A 15,250-nucleotide genomic window follows, 5' to 3' on the forward strand; every position below is an offset into this window, starting at 1 on the left:
ACCACGGCTCAGCGTTCCGGTGCCCCGAACGCGGCCCGCTGCGGGCCGGCACCAGTCCCGCCTCGCCGTCCTGGCGGAAGGCCGCGACCCACCGCTTGACCGCGCGCGCGTGCCACCCCCAGCTCGGCCGCCTTCGCCGCGTACCGACTCTCCAACGGCTCGCCGGCCGTGTAGGCGGCGCGGGGCTCCCCCACGGCCGACAGTTCCTCGCTGCCGCTGCGGAACCCGGTGAGCACCTCCCTCACGTGCACGGCCCGCTCCAGCACCATCTCCCGCTCGCCGGCGTCCAGGCGGGCCAGCACCACCGCCGCCGTCTCCTGCGGGTCGCCGGAGGCAGGCCCAGGCCCGTCCGGGATGATGCGGGCCCGGTCGGAGAGCAGCAGCTCCTTGACGGCCAGGCGCAGCAGCCTTCCCCGGCCGTCCTTGAGGACCACCTCACCGCCCGCCTGCGTGCTGGCGAGCTCGACCACCTCAACGATCTCGCCGTCGTAGGAGAAGCGACTCCCTACCCCCACGCGTACTGCGGCCCGGCTCACGACGCGCTCCTCAGCACGCTGCGGGCGCTCAGCGGAACGCTCAGGTCGGTCAGCCACTGCTGTTTCCACAGCAGATGCAGGATGGCGGCCCGCACCAGCGGAGCCGGACGGTCCGGCAGACAAGCGAACGCCTCTCCCAGCGTGCCCCCGTCCGCGACCCGGTCGCGTACTTCGTTGAGGATGACCGGATCAAAGAGCCGCTCCGGCTGCGGCTCCTCGTCCACCGCCTCGTTGTGTATCCCCTCGGACGCGTCCGGCTCGAACAGCCAGTCGCGGCGGTAGCCCGCGAGGAACCGGACGTTGGCCAACTCGGCGTCCGGCGGTTCACTCCACACCTGGTAGCGCCAGCCGCGGGACTCGACTGCCTCGCGGGTCCAGGCGAAGGTGAACGCGTGCTCCGGCCGGACCACCCGGCGGCGCGGCTTGACATCGACGACCAACGGGCCCGTGGTGGAGGTCATCAGGTAGTCCGGAATGTGCCGGCGCAGCGCGCCGTCCATGTCGGTTCTCAGCAAGAAGGGCTGGGCCACGATGGCCGTCACGTCCCGGTCGAAGTCGGCGTACAGCAGCCGCGCGAGCTCCAGCCGCGACTCGTAGATGACGTGATCCGACTGCGTACTCGACCAGTACGAACCCGAGTAGTGCTTCTGCCCCATGTACCAGCGGAACGTCCGCCACGGCTCGGCCGAGTACAGCATCTCCAACGGCACCGACTCCCAGGCGAGGCCCTCGGACGCCTCATCCTCGGCAAGCCGAACACACACCTCTACATCCACCGTCCACCCCAGCGCTCGGGTAACTGGCCTTGCATCGCAGGACAGTTACACGGGCACTGCGGCGCGAACGAGCACACGTACTTTCGACTACTCGAAAGGGTGATCATTCCAGACCGGGAATCTCAGCGCCGCGTCATAAGTGCTATTCAGAGGTCATCGCTCACGAGAACATGACGCAGATTCTGAGTACCTACAGTGGGCTCGGTGAAGTCCCGTGTGCGCTCACCCCTCCTGGGCATTGCGTCCCTCTCCAGCAGCCAGACTGCGATGTCCGCATAGGAGGCCCAGTCGCTGTCCGACCAGGTGCGAAATGCCTGGTCGACGTAGGTCATCGGGTCCTCCAGGTAAGCCAGGTACTCGTAGGTGGTGCGAGGACTCGCGTGTCCCAGAGCGCGCTGGACGACCAGCAGCGGGTTCATCGAGATGTGTTCGGCCAACGTCACCAGCGGCCGCGGGTCGGCCCGCCGCAGTTCCGCCTCGATCAACATCTGGGTGAGGTGCTTGAGCAGCCGCAGGGCGAACGTGTGTCGCAGGTCGTGGAAGCGCCAGGGCCTGCGCGGAAGCACAGGCGTCGGCCCCCGCTGGGCGAAGGCGGACACCCTCTCCCAGGCGTGGCGCCGGATCCGGTCCCAGGACGAGGGCCCCAGCATCAACCCGCCCTGGCCCAGGAAGACCGCCATCGCCTCCAGGCCGCCGTCGCACTCGCGGACCGTGATCCGCCGCAGCTCGGCGGCATCCGAGCCATGGCGAACGTCCGGCGCCGCCCTTTCAGCACCCCGAGAGGCGGCCGAAGTCGTCGATGTCGTCAACCACTCCCGCTTGCGCGTCCCGGTCATCAGCGCGAGCTCGGCTCCCGCCCGGTTGCGGTGCGGAAACCCGCCCCGGAAAGCGACGTCGACCTCGCCGTCGGGGCACTGCCCGCCCAGTCCGACGTCGCGGAAGAACAGGTACTGATCGAGCGCGAGATGCCGCACCTGCATGCCGTGCGACATCCCCGAGCCGTAAGCCTTGGGCATCCGCAGCGGCCCGCTGGAGCGGTGCCCGGCCTCGGTCAGCCAGGCGAACAGCCCGTTGACCGTCGACGCCTCCCGGTCCCACGTCACCGGGTCGATCGGCACCGCCTGGACGTCCAAGGGTTGGCGCCGGTACGCAAGCAGATCGGCCTCGCCCGCAGCGAGCAAGTCCGTCTGCCGCGAGGCGAGGTACTCGGCCAACCGCAGCACGAGGTACCCGTACGAACGCATCGTCTCCGGGACCCGGCCCAGGTAGGCGAGGTGACGGAACCACGACGACAGCGGCTCGACCGGCCGCATGTCCGGCCCCAGCACGATCGGCGTCCCGTCCGGGATCACCTGCCGGTCCAACAGGGCCACCGCCGTACCGCCGGCGAGCCCATCCCCGTACCGCTCCACCAGCGGCCGTCTCACGAAGAACAGGTCCAACTTCCCCTCCTCTGAAACACCAACCCAGAACAGAGAAGAGCAGGACCCGGAGTTCGCGGAGTCGGCCGTCGACCTGTACGCACGCCGGCCGGCCCGAACGCTGGGCCTCCGACGCCACCCTGGCGCCCGGCTCACGCAGGCCACGGGCCGACAGATCACCAGCCTGCTGCGCAAGAAGAGTGACCGGGTTCGGTGATCCACTGACGACGGTGCGGCCACGGGCCTCGTCCACGCGTCGGCGCACAGCCGCCTCTGTACTCGATCCATGCCCTGCCGACGGGAGAACACCCGCAACTACCCTTGCTTGCCAGAGGTCTTGACATCCCAATTGGTCTGGACCAAATTCGTTGCTCAGGCGGTGGCCACCGTTCCGTAATGCCCCCCACCCGTCCTCTCTCCCCCATCGGAGGCTCAAGTGGACCGCATTCCAGGCATGTTCCGTCGCAGACGCACCCTGGCCGGGGCTGCCGTCGCCGCACTCGCCCTCTCCTTCCTGGGCGCCGGGCCCGCAACTGCCGCAGACGTGAACAACGTCAAGAACACCGGCTTCGAGTCGGGCCTGAGCGACTGGACCTGCTCCGCGGACAGCGGGACGACCGTGTCGTCCCCGGTGCGCGGCGGTACCGCCGCGCTGAAGGCGACGCCGTCCGGCCAGGACAACGCGCAGTGCACCCAGACAGTCGCGGTCGCGCCCAACTCGACGTACACACTGAGCGCTTGGGTGCAGGGCGGGTACGCCTACCTGGGCGCGACGGGCACCGGCACGACGGACGTGTCCACCTGGACGGCGGACGCGACGAGTTGGAAGCAACTGTCGACGACGTTCACCACCGGCGCCTCCACGACATCAGTGTCGGTGTACCTTCACGGCTGGTACGGGCAGGCGGCGTACTACGCCGACGACGTGTCGGTGTTCGGCCCGGACGGAGGCGGCGGTGGCCCGGCCCCGACAGCCCCTTCCACCCCCACGGGCCTCATGGTCTCCTCCACGACGTCCTCCTCCGTCTCGCTGGCGTGGAACACGGCGCGGGACGCGACGGGTTACAACGTGTACCGGTCCGGCACCAAGGTGGCGGCGGTGACGGGCACGTCGGCGACGGTGACCGGCCTTGCGCCCTCGACGTCCTATCCCTTCCAGGTGACGGCGACCAACGCGGCGGGCGAGTCGGCGAAGTCGGCGTCGGTGACGGCCATGACGACCTCGTCCGGCGGTGGCAACGGCAATGGCGGTTCCCTGCCGAAGCACGCGGTCACGGGTTACTGGCAGAACTTCGACAACGGCGCGACGGTCCAGAAGATCTCCGACGTCCCCTCGCAGTACGACATCATCGCGGTGGCCTTCGCGGACGCGACCGGCACGCCGGGCGCGGTGTCCTTCTCCCTGGACTCCAGCGGCCTAGGCGGCTACACGGTCGACCAGTTCAAGGCGGACATCAAGGCACAGCAGGCGGCCGGGAAGAAGGTCGTCATCTCGGTGGGCGGCCAGGACGGCACGGTGTCGGTGAGCGACCCGACGTCCGCGGCGAACTTCGCAGACTCGGTGTACTCCCTGATGCAGACATACGGCTTCGACGGGGTGGACATCGACCTGGAGAACGGCCTGAACGCCACCTACATGGCACAGGCGCTGCGCCAACTGTCGGCCAAGGCGGGCTCGTCGCTGATCATCACCATGGCCCCGCAGACGATCGACATGCAGTCGACGTCGATGGGCTACTTCCAGACGGCGCTCAACATCAAGGACATCCTGACCGTCGTCAACACCCAGTACTACAACAGCGGTTCGATGCTGGGCTGCGACGGCAAGGTCTACAGCCAGGGCACCGTGGACTTCCTGACGGCCCTTGCCTGCATCCAGTTAGAGGGTGGCCTGTCCCCGTCCCAGGTGGGCCTGGGCGTCCCCGCCTCCCCGAGCGGGGCGGGCAGCGGTTATGTCTCCCCCACGGTGGTGAACAACGCCCTGGACTGCCTGACGGCCGGCAGCAGTTGCGGCACCTTCAAGCCATCGAAGACGTACCCCGGTCTGCGGGGCGCGATGACATGGTCGACGAACTGGGACGCGGCCTCGGGCAACGCCTGGTCGAATGCGGTCGGCCCGCACGTCCACGCACTGCCGTGACGGTCTGACGTCTCCGGACGGACCACCGGGTCCGTCCGGAGACGGTGGAGCACGACTCGCGTCGAGCCGCGCTCCACTGTCGTCGGCAATCGGCGCGAGATCAGATACGGGGGCGGACCGTGCCCATTTCGGATATGAACGCTGCTGGATCACTGTCGGACCCGCAGATCATCTCGTGCATCTCCCACGCGCCGGAGTCGTTCCTGGCGAACTCCGCGACCGTTGTCGTTCGCGCTGCCGCCACGCCCGAGAAGTCGTCGGCGAGCAGTTCCTGGTAGCCCTCGACGATCACCACTCCGGCGTTGGACATGTCCCCGAAGGTGCGGGGATCCGGCTCCTGGTGGATGATCACGCCTACGACCACCCGCGAGTAGGCGCTGGACAGGCGCTCGAACTCGAGGGACATCACCTCGACGAACCCGAAGCCCATGCCGGTCTGGCTGTGCCGGTTCATGTTGATCGTGCCGTCCGGCGAGCGGCTGTCGTAGTGCACGACATACACCGGCCTGCCGAACGGATCGTCCACGGCATAGGTCGCGGCGACTATGTCGAGATGGCGTGGTGACTCCCCCACCGGACTCGGGTCCCACTTCAGCCGTACTTCGACCTTCTCCAGCCCCTTACCGACCCTCACCGGTCGTCCCCTCCCACAATGCCACCAGTCGTGCGGAACCTCCGCACACCGTCAACCCTGCCCTGTGACATGCGCTTTGACGCTTCCTTGACGCTATCGGTTCACAGCAGGTCGGCTGCCGACCCCCAGCCGGGAGGCAACTGCCGCTGCCGGACGCGGTGCGCGTAGGTGAGCACATGAGGACACCGACCGACGTCTCACTGGAGGACCGCTACGGGGGGCAGGCTGTCGTGGGGCGGGCCGTCAGGGGGTCACCCCGGCGGCCCGCCCCTGCCTACATGCCGACCATGCCCCGCAGTGTCTCCTCCGCCGTCTCTTCCCAATCGATCCGGTGGAAGTGGAGCGCACGGAACATCTCCTCGGGTGCCGACGGCGCGGGCGGGGCGCTCTTGCCCGCCTTGACCTTGTTGGCGGCCGCGGCGTTCATCCCGACGGCCTCCACACGCGGACGGCGGAGCGCTTCATAGGCGGCGAACGCCTCGCCGTACGTGGGGAGATCACGCAGACACCGGCCCAGTTCGACCGCACTCTCGATGGCGAGCGAGGCCCCCTGCCCGGAACTGGAGGACGGCGCGTGCACCGAGTCGCCGACCAGCACCATCCGCCCGCGGTGCCAGTACGGTACGGAGGGCATCCGCTCCATCTGGCCGACCACCATGAGCGATTCGGGTTCGGTGTGCCGCAACAGGTGCTCACCCGGGAAGTGACCGGCATACAGCTCGCGCAGCCTTCCCATCCACTCGGCGGCGGGCACACGCGCCAACTCGGCCTGGCTCGGCGGGTTGTCCATGGGCAGCCCGGCGAACCAGATCATCTGCCCGTCCGGGCCCCGCCAGTACCCCATGAACGCGCGGCCGAACGCGAAGTACATCACGCCCGGTTCGACCTTCAGCTCCGCTTGGAGGTCGTCCGTCACCGCCGCGTAGCCGCCGAGGCTCAGCACGCCGCCGTACTCGGGCGCGGGTGCCTGGGCGTCGATCACCCTACGGACGGTGGACCGGATGCCGTCGGCGCCGATCAGCAGGTCTGCGGTGGCGGTCGAGCCGTCGGCGAAGTGCGCGGTGACGCCGTCGGCCGTCTCCACCGCGTCGACCAGCCGCTTTCCGTAGACGAAGCGGACGCCCTCGGCGACCGCGTGATCTGTCAGCGCCCGGAACAACCGGTCGCGCGGCATCGTCATCGTGGCCGGCAGTCCAGGGAAGCCGTCGAAGCGGGTGAAGTGGTTCCCGGCGCCGTCCGCCATCACCACACCGGGCACCGGCTGCCCGGCCGCCCGCACTGCCACATCCGCGCCGACCGTCGCCAGCGCCGCCTGACCGTTCGGCGCCAGGCCGAGCCAGGCACCGATCCCGTCCGCCGCGGTCGGGTACGCCTCGTGGACCGTCGCCTCGATCCCGGCCTTCTGGAGGGCGAGTGCCGTCACCGGACCCGCCACACCCCCTCCGATGACGAGCGCCGTCCGTACCCCGGCGGCGTGACCGCCCTTGCCGTTACTGCCCTTCACGACCCCTCCCAGGCTTCGCGTCTTGTTGGGTGTGCGGGTATTGCCAAACGCCCGCGTCGACCGGCTCGCCTCTGCTCGCCGCCGCGCCCACGCCTATAGTTGCAAGGCAACTAGTCTCAGTGCAACTAGTTTGCACGATGACTACGATGCCGTGCATGACCGCCCCCGTGAAGAACTCGCCGCTCGGCCTGACTGTGCTGGTCCTGCTGCACCACCGACCGCTGCATCCGTACGGGATCCAGCAGTTGCTCAAGCAGTGGGGCAAGGAACTGGTGGTCAACGTCGGCCAGCGGGCCGGGCTCTACCGCACCATCGAGCGGTTGCAGGCGGGCGGGCTGATCGCCGTCCGACACACCGAACGGGACCAGCAGTACCCGGAGCGGACCGTCTACGAGGTCACCGACGAGGGGCGGGTCGTCGCCCGCGAATGGCTGGAGCAGATGGTGGCGGTTCCCAAGGCGGAGTTCCCGGTGTTCCCGGCGGCGCTGGCGAACCTGGCCATGCTCAGTCCGAACGAGGTGGCACCCCTCCTGGAGCGGCGACTGGAGCGGATCACCGCCCGGCGCACCGAACTGGAGCGCCAGATCGCCGGGCCCTCTGCGGACCTTCCACGCATCACGCTGATCGAGTGCGAATACCTTCTCGTTCTCCTCGACACCGAGGAGCGCTGGCTCCAGGGAGTGATCGACGACCTACGGGACGGCAGTCTGACGTGGTCGCCGGAGATGCTCGCGGCGTTCGAGCAAGCCGCCGAATAACGGAACTCCGGTCGTGCAGGGCCGGTCTCACGGAGACCGCCCCTCGAACGTGCGACACCGCCGCGGGTAGTGACAGCGGCGGGCGACCGGCCCGGCAGCCGGTTCGCCTTCAACGTCGGCGGCGGCTTCGTCGGCGTCACCCACCCGGAAGCGCGGGCCCGGCCCGCCACTCCCTCACTCGGCTCGCTGATCGAGCAGATCGCCGCCCGCGACTACGGCACGCCCCCGATCCGCGCAGTCCGTCGTGAAGGCGAACCCGATGTCGAGGTGATAGTGGTCCGGCTCCCTCTCTTCCGGGCGCGCCGGAACGCGTCCGAACTCGACATACGCGGGAACCGGATCCGCCAGGAACACGGCGGCGGCATCGAGGCCGGTCTCTTCGGAGGGCTCGCGCGCAGCCGCGTCTATCAACGTGGTGTCAGTCGGCTCGAGATGGCCGCCGGGCTGCAACGTGATCCCGTAGGCCTGGTGCTCGCACCACCAGCGCGCCGACCGTTACGTACGTCAGGAACCTGCGCAGCGAGGCGAAGTTCTCACCGCTGGCGAGCGTCTGCACCGGCTGGGTCAGCAGCTCCGCCTCATCCGGGTGGCGCTCCAGGTACGCGGCCAAGGCATCCGAGATGGTGGCATCACTTCCTGGGCCCGCGAACACCATCCTCGGCGATTCGGCCAACCACCCACGTTCGCATACCTGTTGCGGCGGTTGGGTCCGTGCATCCTCCACGCGCCGCCGCCCGCTCTATCTCGGGATTCCAGGATCGACCGAAACACATGTGTTCGATATCCCGGCCGGGTCGTTGAGCCTCACGACCACGCTGGACGACCGTCAAGGGGGACCCACGTTGACCTCGGCCGCTACGAACGAAGACCAGGCCACCGCGCCTCCTCCGCCACCACCGGCGGAGATCACCTACAGCGGGCAGTACTCCGTCAATCCGCTCGCCGAGGTCTCCTTCCGGCGGATGTGCAGGCAGATCCCGGCCGTGCTGGGCCGGATCGCCCGGCTCTCGTGGCGGACCGACCGCCGCGCCGTGCAACTGCTGCTGAGCTGCCAGGTGGTCACGGGCGTCTCGGCCGCCGTACTGCTGACCGCCACCGCCCAGGCCATGAAGCCCGTCCTCGGCGACGGGTCGGCCGGCGACCGGCTGCACGGAGCCGTGCCGGCGCTGGTGGCGGTCGCGCTCGCCGCGGCTCTGGGCCGCGGCGCGGCGGCGGTGGCGACCTACGCGGAGCGGCGGATCACCCCTCGGCTGACGACGGAGACGGACAGCGCGCTGGTCGAGGCGGTGTGCCGGGTGGAGGCGTCGGCGTACGCGGAGGAGGGGTTCTCCGATCGGCACGAGGCGGCCGAGATGGGGGTGATCCGCACCCAGGTGATGGTCACCGACGCGCAGCGGTTCCTGTCCGCGCTGATCCGGATGGTCACCGCGGGCGGGGTGCTGTCGGTGCTGAATCCGCTGATGCTGCCGCTGCTCCTGCTCGCGGTACTTCCGGCCGGGGTGGGGGCGGTCCTGACCGCGAGGGTCGACTACGAGATCCACTACGCCAACATCGCCGACCGCAACGTGCGGGGGATGATGCGCTGGTGGGCGACCACGTCGAAGTACGGCGACGAGGTCCGCGCCAACTCGATGACCGACTACCTCGTCTACTGGTACCGGGCCTTGTCCGACCGGTGCGACCGGCGCACCCTGGCCGCCGCGCCGCGGACCTTGCGGATCGCGGTGCTCTCGGCGCTCGCCGGCGGGGTGTTCTTGGTGGCGACCTGGGGGGCTCTGGCGTGGCTGGCGGTCTCGGGCCGGATCGAGTTGGCGGTCGCGGCCACGGCCGTCATCGCCGTGCAGACCACGCTCGCCGCGCTCTCCCAGGTCGTCGTCAACGGTGCCGCGGTCTTCCACACCAGCCTCTACCTGAGCGACATGCAGGCCTTCCTCGACGATGCCGCGGCCCGCACTCCCGAGCGCGGCGCGGGCAGGCCCGTCGACCGGGTCGAGCAGATCCGGCTCGAGGAGGCCGTCTACCAGTACCCGGGCAAGGACAAACCCGCTGTCGACGGTGTCTCCCTCACTCTGAAGCGCGGTCAGATCCTTGCGATCGTCGGCGCGAACGGCTCGGGGAAGTCGACACTCACGCGCCTGCTCACCGGCATCTACCTGGCCGACAAGGGCAAGGTCCGCTGGAACGGCACCGACCTGGCCGAGGTAGACCCCGCCGGTGTGTGGGCGCAGACCGGTCTGGTGCCGCAGATCTTCGCCCAGTGGCCGATGCCGCTCCGCGAGAACGTCACCCTCGGCCAGCCCCGTACCTACGACGACGTCCCCGTGTGGGAGGCGATCGATGCGGTCGGCCTGCGCGAAGCCGTCGACGACCTCCCCGCGGGCCTGGACACCCTGCTCTCCCGCGAGGTCTTCGGCGGCTCGGAGCTGTCCGGCGGGCAGTGGCAGCGCATCGCATGCTCCCGTGCCCTCTACCGCCGCCCGGGACTGCTGATCCTGGACGAACCTACGTCCCAGATGGACCCGCGTGGCGAGCACCAGATCTTCGAGCAGATCAAGGCCATCGCCGCCGACCGCATCACCATCGTGGTCACCCACCGCCTGGAGAACACCAGAATCGCCGACCACATCATCGTGATGGAGCACGGCCGGATCACCGAACAGGGCCGGTACGACGACCTCGTCCACGCCAACGGAACCTTCGCCGAACTCCTTCACCTCTCACAAGACCGCTGACCACATGCGCCCCGCCCGTCGTCCCGCCCAGGAGCAGACTGTGCCCCCTTCCCCGAGCCCCGCCGACAGCCGCAGCCGCCCGGCGCCCGCCGCGCACCGGAACGTGAGGTGTGCGGCGTGAGGCAGACCAAACCCCTGCCCGCGACGGTTCGGCGCTGGGCGGAGCAACACATCGGACCCATCACAGCCGTCCGCGACGCCTCGCACGACTGGTACCGCTCCCGGGTGTGGGAGCTGGAAGGCGACGGCGGGGGCCGTTGGTACGTGAAGGTCTCGCCCTCGGTGAAGTTCTTCACCCGCGAGACCCGGGCCTACCGCCACGTCGTTCCCACCCTCGGACAGGGCCGCGCACCCCACCTCATCGACAGCCGTGCGGAGGACCTGGCTGTGCTGCTCACCGCGGCGCCGGGCGTCCCGGCGCCGGGGCTCGGACTGGCCGAGGGCGAGTGGCAGTCAGTGCACCGGCAGGCCGGCGTCCTGTGCGCCCGTCTTCACGAGTCTGGTGCTCTCGACCGCGACGACCGGGCCGAGGCCGAGGCGTCCTTGCGGGCTGCGGCCGACGGGGCGGAGAAGTACCTGGCCCGCGCCGGAGACCGGCTCACCGAAGACGAGCGGCAGGTGATCCGCGACCACGCCGCCCAGCTCCGCCGCGTCGGCCCAGTCCCCGTCGGCTACATCCACGGCGACAACCAGCCGCTTCATTAGGCAAGTCGACTGTCGGGTCTGAAGTTGTCGGAACTTTGGCCCCTGGATCTCAGCTATCGAAGGTGTGGGTGGCTTCGCCTGGAGGCGCGGTAAAGAATGGTTCTGTGTCTACCTCCGTGCCGCAGTCCTCGCACGTCCGGGTCTCAATCGTTTGTTCCTCATTGAGTTGGCCGGGAGGAAAGTCGGTGTAGCCGCAGCGCGGGCAGTCGACAAACTGGCGGAACTTCTTGTGCTTCCCGTACTGCTGGCTGCTCTCCGTCGTCATGGTGCGAGCCTCGCACGCCCGACGTCATTGTGATGCCCGGTGACGGCCCATCCCTCCACGTCCTTGAGGTCGATCCCCCCAAAGTCTCCTGCCGAAAATCCGGCATGCGCTGGGCCGAACCTCGGGAAGGCGGTCCACGTCCTCCGCGAACAGCCCTCCGCGCGGGGCGGGCGCCTCCAGTCGGGCAGTGCGGTCATGGCTTCGCTGTAGCGGTGCGTCGGGTCCGGAAGGCGGCGCGCGGCGGGGCTGTCCTACTCGCCCGGCAGACGGAGCATCGGTTCGAAGGGCGCGTCCTCCTCGCCCTCAACCGAAGGGAGGAAGCCGTCCGGGACGGTGCGAGCGGCCGTGGTGAGGAGGCGGGCCAGGACCTCGGGCTCGGTGGCCAAGGGGAGGCGGAGGGCGGCGAGGAGGCGGTCGCGGACCTCGGGGTGGTCCGGGTTGTCCTCAAGGTAGTCGGCGTTGAGCGCGGGGGGACGGAAGCCGGCCAGGGCGTCGTGCCAGGAGGGGAGGACGATGGCCAGGGTCAGGGCCTCGGCGAGGGACTCCGCGATGAGGGAAGCCTGGCCCTCGGAGTCGGTGTAGAGCACGGGGCGGACGCGGTCGGAGCCGGCCGGGCCGCAGAGGTAGTGGGTGCCTCCCGCGTTGCAGCCGGCCACGGGCTCCACCGGGAGACCGGCCGGCAGGGCGATCGACTCGATGGGGTCGGTCCGCGCGAGGTCGAACTCGCCGTCGCAGGCGAGGTACGCCTCGACCTCGGGGTCGGCGGCGATCCGGCGGAGCAGGGCCTCGTCGGAGAGGGCGGCCGGGTTGAGGCCGTGGGCGGCTTCGGGGGTCAGGGGGTGGCCCGCGAGGACGTGGCGGACGGTGTCGAGGGGGACGGGCCGCCCGTAGTCCTCCTCGAAGTGCGCCTGGACGGCCTCGGAAGAGCGGTCGGTGAGGAGGCGGAAGAGGTGCCCGGAGCCGTCCGGGTCCGGGCTGCCCGAGGGGAACTCGATGCCCGAGCCGGTGCGCCAGGCGCTGCCGCCGGTCTCCCACCACAGGCAGGCGGTGACCCGCGGGGCGCCGAGGCCCTCGTCGACGAAGGCCGGGTCGTTCAGGAGCGGGCGCAGCGCGGCGGGCACCTCGTCGATGACACCGGGCCAGACCTGTTCGTCGTCCGTGGCGTACGGGCTCATCTCCGACTCGTGGTCGAAGCCGCGGACGAGCACACCGGCCGGGGTGAAGAGGACGGAAAAGTCGTCACCCGAGCCGTTGTCCATCATGGCCGCCTCCGTCCCAGGCCCCCAGGTGGTGGAGAAGGAGTAGCGGGAGAACCGCGGGTCGCGGCAGATCGCCTGGTCCAGCACGGCCAGCGCGCGCAGGTGTGCGCGGAGCTCGGCGGGGTCCGGGAGGAGGGCGGCGGTCGTGTGCACGGTGTCCATGGGCTCATGTAAGCAGTCGGCACTGACATCCAGGGCGGCGGTTCGGTCACACCCGCTCTCTCAGCTCAGGGAACGAAAAGCCCAGCTCCCGCAGGCGGGGCAAGCACACTGCGAGGCATTGCTCCACAGACGCGGCATCGGTTCGCACAAGGACGTCCTCGCGCAACGGCGCTCCACTGGCGACGAAAGTCCAAGGCTTGCCCCTCTCTGCCATCCGCTCAGCGTCGGCCTTGAAGAGCACCGTTACGCCCTGTTCAGCCAGTGCTTCCATAATCGCGACGACGTCCACCGGCACTCTCCCCTCCCGAAGCGCTTCGAACGCGCCATCGGACGAACATACTCACTCCGGGCCGGACCCTGGACACCGCCCGCATGACCCAAAGTGACCGATTGGGGCGCTCTGAGCTGGAATACGCGACACCGCAACATCGGTCGCGAGTAGCAGCGGTACAGCGGTTAGCGCTAAGGAATGATCTTCGCTGCCGGGGGCGGCCCGGCCAGAACGGGCGCACGCTGGAGGTGTGGCTGAGGACCGGAACGCCGAGCTTGCCGCTCTCGCCCGCCAGGCCGTGGCAGCCGCGGGCGGCCTGCGGCTGCTGGTCGAGCGGATGGGCGATCTCGGCTGGCGGATGCAGGACTACCGCGACGAGGACCTGCTGAACGTCGCCTCCGCCCTGCGCGGCACCGCGATCCTGATCGCCCTCGACACCGAGGACATGGACCTGCACGGGGAAGGCACCGGGCGCCGGGTGCACGAGGTGCACGATGTCGCCGAGTGGCTCCGAGAGCACGGCGAAGGCGACGGCCGGCCGTTACCCTGCCGACCCGGGCCGGTTGTCCCGGCCGCCGGGGATGACCCGCAGGACGGGGCCGGCGGGGGCGAACTCGCCGAGGTCGAGAGCGGCGTCGCGTCCGCCCGCGCGGGACGCCGGGCCCCGCCCCCACCCCGGGCGGCAGCGGCGCGAGGTCCTGGGACACCCTTTCCGTCCCAGCTGTGATTCACGTCACTGCCGGCGGCTCGGTGCAGCACCCGGCCCCGTTCCGCCGTCATGGGGGCAGTGATCGGGACGGGACGAGGAGAGGAGGTCGGCGGGTGAGGTTTCGCAGGAGCGGTCCGGGCATCGGATTCACGGAGTTCGTCGCACAGCGGTCGGGAGCGTTGTTCCGCACCGCGTATGCGCTGACCGGTGACGTGCACGTGGCCGAGGATCTGGTGCAGGAGGCGCTGGAGCGGGCGTGCCGACACTGGCGGAAGGTCGAGGTGGCGGACTCGCCGGAGGCGTACGTGCGCAAAGTGCTGGTCAACCTGGCCAACGACCGCTGGCGGCGGCTGTCGCGCCTGGGCGAGCGCCCCGGGCTGTCGGGGGTGCCCGAGACGGCCGACCCCCGGGACCGGTTCGGGCAGGTGGATCTGCGCGCGGAACTGATCGAGGCACTGCTCGGGCTGCCGATGGGCATGCGCAGCGTGGTGGTCCTGTACTACCTGCACGATCTGGACGCCCGGCAGGTCGCCGGCGTCCTGGACATCTCTTCGAGTGCGGTGAGGTCCCAGCTCGCCCGCGGCCTGGTCAAGCTGCGCGATTCCGTATCGGGCGCCCAGGCGCCGCACACCCCGTCGGCCGCTTTCGGAGGTACGAAGTGAGGAACACGTCGTCCGGACCCGCCCCGTTCGAGCCGGGCCTCGAAGCCGAGCTGCGTGCCGCGGTGGCCTCCTTCGCCGACGGGCCGACGGCGCCGGTCGTCGACGCGGCCGCGATCGAGCGAGTCGTCAGCCGCAGCCGCACCCGCCGGGCGCTCCTCGGCACCGCTGCGGCGTGCTGCGTGCTGGCGTGCGCCACGGTGGGGTTCTTCGCGCTGAAGCCCGTGCCGCCCGCGCCCGGCGCCTCCCCGTCCCTGTCCCCACCGGCGAACGGGGCGTGCACCCCGCTCGCCACCGGCACCCCCAAGAGCAGAAGCGCCGATGCGACTCCGACACAGGAGCAGGAGCAGACCACGGGAGCGGGCATCGCGCTGCCGGACCTGGCCGGCATGCCGGTCGAACAGGCCGGAAGCCTGCTGCGCGGACTCGGACTGAGCTGCACGATCATGCGGCACACGGACTGGAACGCTCCCGCCGGGCAGGTGATCAGCAGTGACCCCCGGGGCGGCGCAGAACCGGTGGCACCGGGCTCGTCCGTCCTCCTGCTGGTCTCGACGGGCAAACCCGGCAGAACCTGAGCGACCGGGCCCTTCGGCCCGCGCACCGGCAGGACGGCGCCCCGTCCTGCCGGGCAGGGGAGCCACCCGGAGCGGGGGAACGGCTGCGGGTGGCGGGCTCCGATGCCGTCAGCCGCGCAGCTCGCTCGGCATCGTCTTTGG

The 15,250-nt window shown here is 70.0% G+C and carries 17 protein-coding genes; 7 read left to right on the top strand and 10 right to left on the bottom strand.

Features of this window, described 5'->3' with window-relative positions:
- Positions 1 to 8: 8 nt before the first annotated feature.
- The 3 genes from ACZ60T_RS00095 to ACZ60T_RS00105 form a co-directional block, all read right to left on the bottom strand.
- The gene (locus tag ACZ60T_RS00095) at positions 9 to 536 is read right to left on the bottom strand and encodes a hypothetical protein (RefSeq protein ID WP_469663004.1); all 528 of its coding nucleotides are present in this window, start codon (positions 534 to 536) and stop codon (positions 9 to 11) included.
- Complete coding sequence (locus ACZ60T_RS00100; protein ID WP_469663006.1) at positions 533 to 1,300, bottom strand: TnsA-like heteromeric transposase endonuclease subunit; 768 nt, start codon at positions 1,298 to 1,300, stop codon at positions 533 to 535. The genes ACZ60T_RS00095 and ACZ60T_RS00100 overlap by 4 nt, the downstream gene beginning before the upstream one ends.
- A gap of 158 nt (positions 1,301 to 1,458) precedes the next feature.
- Positions 1,459 to 2,754: a hypothetical protein gene (locus tag ACZ60T_RS00105; RefSeq protein ID WP_469663007.1), complete on the bottom strand. Its 1,296-nt coding sequence runs from the start codon at positions 2,752 to 2,754 to the stop codon at positions 1,459 to 1,461.
- Positions 2,755 to 3,187: 433 nt separating this feature from the next.
- On the opposite strand from ACZ60T_RS00105, the gene ACZ60T_RS00110 reads away from it, so the two are divergent.
- Positions 3,188 to 4,873 (top strand): chitinase, encoded by a 1,686-nt coding sequence (locus tag ACZ60T_RS00110; RefSeq protein WP_469663009.1) that lies wholly within the window; start codon positions 3,188 to 3,190, stop codon positions 4,871 to 4,873.
- A gap of 100 nt (positions 4,874 to 4,973) precedes the next feature.
- Here ACZ60T_RS00110 and ACZ60T_RS00115 read toward each other — a convergent pair whose 3' ends face one another.
- Positions 4,974 to 5,507, bottom strand: coding sequence for a TerD family protein (locus ACZ60T_RS00115; protein ID WP_365634312.1), 534 nt, complete (start codon positions 5,505 to 5,507; stop codon positions 4,974 to 4,976).
- Between the two features lie 274 nt (positions 5,508 to 5,781).
- Complete coding sequence (locus ACZ60T_RS00120) at positions 5,782 to 7,011, bottom strand: FAD-dependent monooxygenase (protein ID WP_469663011.1); 1,230 nt, start codon at positions 7,009 to 7,011, stop codon at positions 5,782 to 5,784.
- Between the two features lie 155 nt (positions 7,012 to 7,166).
- Between ACZ60T_RS00120 and ACZ60T_RS00125 the strand changes: the two genes are divergently transcribed.
- Positions 7,167 to 7,769 (top strand): PadR family transcriptional regulator, encoded by a 603-nt coding sequence (locus tag ACZ60T_RS00125; protein ID WP_469663013.1) that lies wholly within the window; start codon positions 7,167 to 7,169, stop codon positions 7,767 to 7,769.
- Positions 7,770 to 7,943: 174 nt separating this feature from the next.
- Here the strand turns inward: ACZ60T_RS00125 and ACZ60T_RS00130 are convergent, their stop codons facing one another.
- Together ACZ60T_RS00130 and ACZ60T_RS00135 are read right to left on the bottom strand one after the other, a co-directional pair.
- Positions 7,944 to 8,219 carry an NUDIX domain-containing protein gene (locus ACZ60T_RS00130; RefSeq protein ID WP_469663015.1) on the bottom strand — a complete coding sequence of 92 codons (276 nt, stop codon included), beginning with the start codon at positions 8,217 to 8,219 and terminating at the stop codon, positions 7,944 to 7,946.
- Positions 8,188 to 8,442, bottom strand: a complete 255-nt coding sequence (locus tag ACZ60T_RS00135; protein ID WP_469663017.1) for a hypothetical protein — start codon at positions 8,440 to 8,442, stop codon at positions 8,188 to 8,190. Before ACZ60T_RS00135 ends, ACZ60T_RS00130 begins: the two co-directional genes overlap by 32 nt.
- 169 nt (positions 8,443 to 8,611) lie before the next feature.
- Here ACZ60T_RS00135 and ACZ60T_RS00140 point away from each other — a divergent pair, with 169 nt between their 5' ends.
- Positions 8,612 to 10,501: an ATP-binding cassette domain-containing protein gene (locus ACZ60T_RS00140; protein WP_469663019.1), complete on the top strand. Its 1,890-nt coding sequence runs from the start codon at positions 8,612 to 8,614 to the stop codon at positions 10,499 to 10,501.
- 117 nt (positions 10,502 to 10,618) lie between these two features.
- Complete coding sequence (locus tag ACZ60T_RS00145; protein ID WP_469663021.1) at positions 10,619 to 11,206, top strand: VIT1/CCC1 transporter family protein; 588 nt, start codon at positions 10,619 to 10,621, stop codon at positions 11,204 to 11,206.
- 49 nt (positions 11,207 to 11,255) lie between these two features.
- Here the strand turns inward: ACZ60T_RS00145 and ACZ60T_RS00150 are convergent, their stop codons facing one another.
- The 3 genes from ACZ60T_RS00150 to ACZ60T_RS00160 form a co-directional block, all read right to left on the bottom strand.
- Complete coding sequence (locus ACZ60T_RS00150; protein ID WP_342284677.1) at positions 11,256 to 11,471, bottom strand: hypothetical protein; 216 nt, start codon at positions 11,469 to 11,471, stop codon at positions 11,256 to 11,258.
- A 251-nt stretch (positions 11,472 to 11,722) separates the two neighbouring features.
- Complete coding sequence (locus ACZ60T_RS00155; protein ID WP_469663024.1) at positions 11,723 to 12,892, bottom strand: hypothetical protein; 1,170 nt, start codon at positions 12,890 to 12,892, stop codon at positions 11,723 to 11,725.
- Positions 12,893 to 12,938: 46 nt separating this feature from the next.
- A complete protein-coding gene (locus tag ACZ60T_RS00160) occupies positions 12,939 to 13,181 on the bottom strand; it encodes a hypothetical protein (RefSeq protein ID WP_342284680.1) in 243 nt (80 codons plus the stop codon).
- 232 nt (positions 13,182 to 13,413) lie between these two features.
- Between ACZ60T_RS00160 and ACZ60T_RS00165 the strand changes: the two genes are divergently transcribed.
- The 3 genes from ACZ60T_RS00165 to ACZ60T_RS00175 all read left to right on the top strand — a co-directional run bounded on the left by ACZ60T_RS00165 (position 13,414) and on the right by ACZ60T_RS00175 (position 15,109).
- Positions 13,414 to 13,890, top strand: a complete 477-nt coding sequence (locus ACZ60T_RS00165) for a hypothetical protein (protein WP_469663026.1) — start codon at positions 13,414 to 13,416, stop codon at positions 13,888 to 13,890.
- A 161-nt stretch (positions 13,891 to 14,051) separates the two neighbouring features.
- Positions 14,052 to 14,534 (top strand): SigE family RNA polymerase sigma factor, encoded by a 483-nt coding sequence (locus ACZ60T_RS00170; protein ID WP_387134050.1) that lies wholly within the window; start codon positions 14,052 to 14,054, stop codon positions 14,532 to 14,534.
- Positions 14,531 to 15,109: a PASTA domain-containing protein gene (locus ACZ60T_RS00175; protein ID WP_469663028.1), complete on the top strand. Its 579-nt coding sequence runs from the start codon at positions 14,531 to 14,533 to the stop codon at positions 15,107 to 15,109. The genes ACZ60T_RS00170 and ACZ60T_RS00175 overlap by 4 nt, the downstream gene beginning before the upstream one ends.
- Positions 15,110 to 15,250 lie beyond the last annotated feature (141 nt).

This window comes from Streptomyces sp. NPDC104371 (genome assembly GCF_055583785.1).